Origin of the sequence: Pseudoalteromonas sp. S3260, from assembly GCF_005886925.1 — a bacterium.
Lineage (GTDB): Bacteria > Pseudomonadota > Gammaproteobacteria > Enterobacterales > Alteromonadaceae > Pseudoalteromonas > Pseudoalteromonas tetraodonis.
The window spans coordinates 1-3,467 of record NZ_PNCV01000085.1; the positions used below are offsets into that span (position 1 = coordinate 1).

General features: G+C 38.3%; 2 protein-coding genes. One reads left to right on the plus strand and one right to left on the minus strand.

All coding sequences use genetic code 11. The annotated features are described in order from the left end of the window. Positions 1-181: 181 nt before the first annotated feature. Positions 182-1,693, minus strand: a complete 1,512-nt coding sequence (gene putP / locus CWC14_RS14300; protein ID WP_008113313.1) for a sodium/proline symporter PutP — start codon at positions 1,691-1,693, stop codon at positions 182-184. A 345-nt stretch (positions 1,694-2,038) separates the two neighbouring features. On the opposite strand from putP, the gene CWC14_RS14305 reads away from it, so the two are divergent. Next, positions 2,039-3,262 (plus strand): EAL and HDOD domain-containing protein, encoded by a 1,224-nt coding sequence (locus CWC14_RS14305; protein ID WP_138563518.1) that lies wholly within the window; start codon positions 2,039-2,041, stop codon positions 3,260-3,262. Positions 3,263-3,467: the final 205 nt, after the last annotated feature.

Below are 3,467 nucleotides of genomic sequence, written 5' to 3' on the forward strand. Positions count from 1 at the left end.
ATTATCCAGAGTTCAGGTTAAATAATAATAGCTAAAGGCGAGTAATCGGTGATTAAGCGTCATAATCTCAGCTGTTTAAACGAGATGAATGGTCTTTACTAAAGGTAAGTCAATAAAAAAATGCCAACCAGTTAAACTGATTGGCATTTATAAAAACCAACACTTTACGTTAGCTAATCAGTTACAATGACGATTCAACTTCATCAAACAGATCAGTAATTTCTTTTTTCGGTTCAGCTGTCACAAGGCTTCCTACCACAATAGCAATACTCGCTAAAATGAAGCCTGGGACGATTTCATAAATTACACTGCTTAAGCTCTCACCGTTAATGGTAATAGGCGCATAAATCCATACAAGCACTGTTAAAGCACCAACAACCATACCGCTAATAGCCCCTTTTAAGTTCATACGTTTCCAGTAAAGGCTAAACAAGACAAGTGGACCAAATGCAGCACCAAAACCAGCCCATGCGTTACTAACTAAATCAAGTATTGAACTATTACGGTCATACGCTAAGTAAATAGCAAATAACGCAACCAGTATTACGCTAATACGCCCTACTAACACCAGCTCAGTTTGCGAGGCATCGCGGTTTAAGTAAATCTTGTAGAAGTCTTCAGTAAGCGAGCTTGAACACACCAATAATTGCGATGAAATCGTACTCATAATCGCAGCTAAAATAGCAGCCAGTAGGAAACCAGCAATTAATGGGTGGAAAATAAGTTCAGCTAATACTAAGAAAATGGTCTCTTTATCGGCAATAGGCATTTGGTTTTCAATCATAAAAGCAGCACCAAATAAACCGGTAAATACTGCACCAATGGCAGATAAGGTCATCCAAGACATACCAATACGACGCATGGTTGGCATTTCTTTTACTGAGCGAATAGACATAAAGCGAACAATAATATGTGGCTGACCAAAGTAGCCTAAGCCCCAAGCCATCGCAGAAATAATAGCAATGGTAGAACCACCAGCAAACCAATCAAGCATATTCAATGAATGGATTTCACTGGCTTTTGGTGAACTTAACAACTGCTGGTAATTTGCATTTGCTAAAGTATCCATAAATGGCTGATCTAGCATCATATAAGTAGCGATAGGTACTGCAAGCAAGGAGATAAACATAATACAACCTTGCACGAAGTCTGTTAGGCTAACCGCTAAAAAACCACCAAATAAGGTGTAAACAACAACCACACCCGTGGTGATGTATAAACCCATTTCGTAACTCATCTGAAATGAATTTTCAAATAACTTACCACCGGCGACTACGCCTGATGAAGTATACAAAGTAAAGAACACAATAATAACAATTGCAGAGATCACACGGAGGATATTCTTGTTATCATCAAAACGATTTGCAAAATAATCAGGGATGGTAATAGAGTCATTTGCTTTTTCAGTATAAACACGCAGTCTTGGGGCGACTAAGAAATAGTTTGCCCATGCGCCTAATACTAAGCCAATTGCAATCCAAACTTTACTCAACCCAAATAAATACATTGCACCAGGTAGGCCCATTAATAACCAACCACTCATGTCTGATGCACCCGCTGATAAGGCAGCAACACTGGGGGCTAAATTACGACCACCTAGCATATACCCTGATATATCGCTGGTAGATTGCTTATATGCGTATAGTCCTATTCCCAGCATTACAATAAAATATAATGCCAGTGAAATAATCATTCCTGTTTCCAAATTCGCCTCCACTTAAAAAAGTAATAACAGGCTTGTAATCCAAATAATGACTCTTGAAATCTTATAATTAAGACAGTATTGGAATAAAAGCTTTCTACTGAACTATAACACGGTAATTGCTAATAACTCCAACCCGCTAATTTAAGTAGATAAAAAACCATCTATTCGCTCGCTTTTAAAACAAATAGAATAAAAAACAATGAGTTTAGATTAATAAAAATCACCTAAGCCATGATATTTCATTAATAATAATTCATTTTACCGATGCTATTTTGAATGTTTTCCAATATATTATTACAATGTTAATCAATTTCTACTCTTTCGGAATCCTATATGTATTTTTACGCTGCTCGGCAACCTATTTTAGATCGCAATAAAGAACTAATTGGCTATGAGCTTTTATTTCGTGATGGAGTTGATAACGTATTTCCAGATATTGACGGCGATGAAGCCACGTCTAGACTGATTGAAGGCAGTCAATTTAACTTTGGCTTAGAAGATTTAACTGATAATAAACCCGCTTATATTAACTTTACCTTAGACACCTTGTTAAAAGGCTACCCAACCCTTTTAAACAAAGATGGGGTGGTAATTGAAATACTCGAAACCGTCCAGCCAGGTAAACGCTTATTGGCAATTGTTAAAGACCTAAAAGAAAAAGGCTATACGCTAGCGTTAGATGACTATGCACATCAACCTGTATGGCGGCACTTTTATCCGTTTATCGATATTATTAAAGTCGATTTTTTAACTTGTGATATTGAAAACGTTAAAACGATCATAGAGGATTTAAAACCTTATCCACATATAAAATTACTTGCTGAAAAGGTTGAAACTTACGCGCTTTACAATCAAGCTTTTGAACTAGGTTTTGAATACTTTCAAGGCTTTTTCTTTTCAAAACCAGAAATGGTGCAAAGCAAGGCATTACCGCCATCGGGCATGGCACTGGCTGAGCTACTCTATGAAACTTCCAGCGTAGAAATGGATCTTAAGAAGATCACCGATGTATTTGAGCGTGATGTCAACTTATCGTATAAGCTGCTACGCTACTCAAATTCGGCAGCATTTGCTCGCCGCTTTGAAATAAACACTATAAAACAAGCGCTTATTGTATTGGGCGCGGCTGAAATAAAAAAACTACTCTCTTTATTATTTGCCGCACAAGTCTCTGCAGACAAACCTCTGGAGCTTATTAGGCTGTCGCTAACACGCGCGCGTTTTTGTGAGCTTTTAGCAATTTCACATGGCAAACTTAGAGATACTGGAATAGCGTTTTTAGCCGGCATGATGTCGCTTATGGATGCCATACTAGATGAAGAGATGGACAGTGTAATGCTTAAACTACCGCTTTCAAATGAGATAAAAGCGGCACTGTTAAACAATGAAGGGCTGCTTGCTGAGTATTTAAACTTAGTAACCCTCTATGAGCAGGGTAACTGGCACGCTGCTAACGATAAAGCCCAACAGCTTAACTTAGGTGATGATGTGCCTGATGCTTACCACGAAGCACTTAATTGGGTTAGTGAACAAATGCAGATAATGATTGATAATTAAAGCGCTCATTAGGGTCTGTTGACCTTTCAAGGTTAAATTTTCAGCAGTCTATTTGGTATTTAGGCAAGGCAGAGCTTATGTGGTGTGGTTATTCCCCATAAATAGGCGATAACGCAGCATCAATGCCAAACAGGCGCTGCCCTTCGGGTTCTGTCTAGGAGCGATTTACTCTTTGTTGCTCGGTTTTGACTTAGCCCACTAGGTT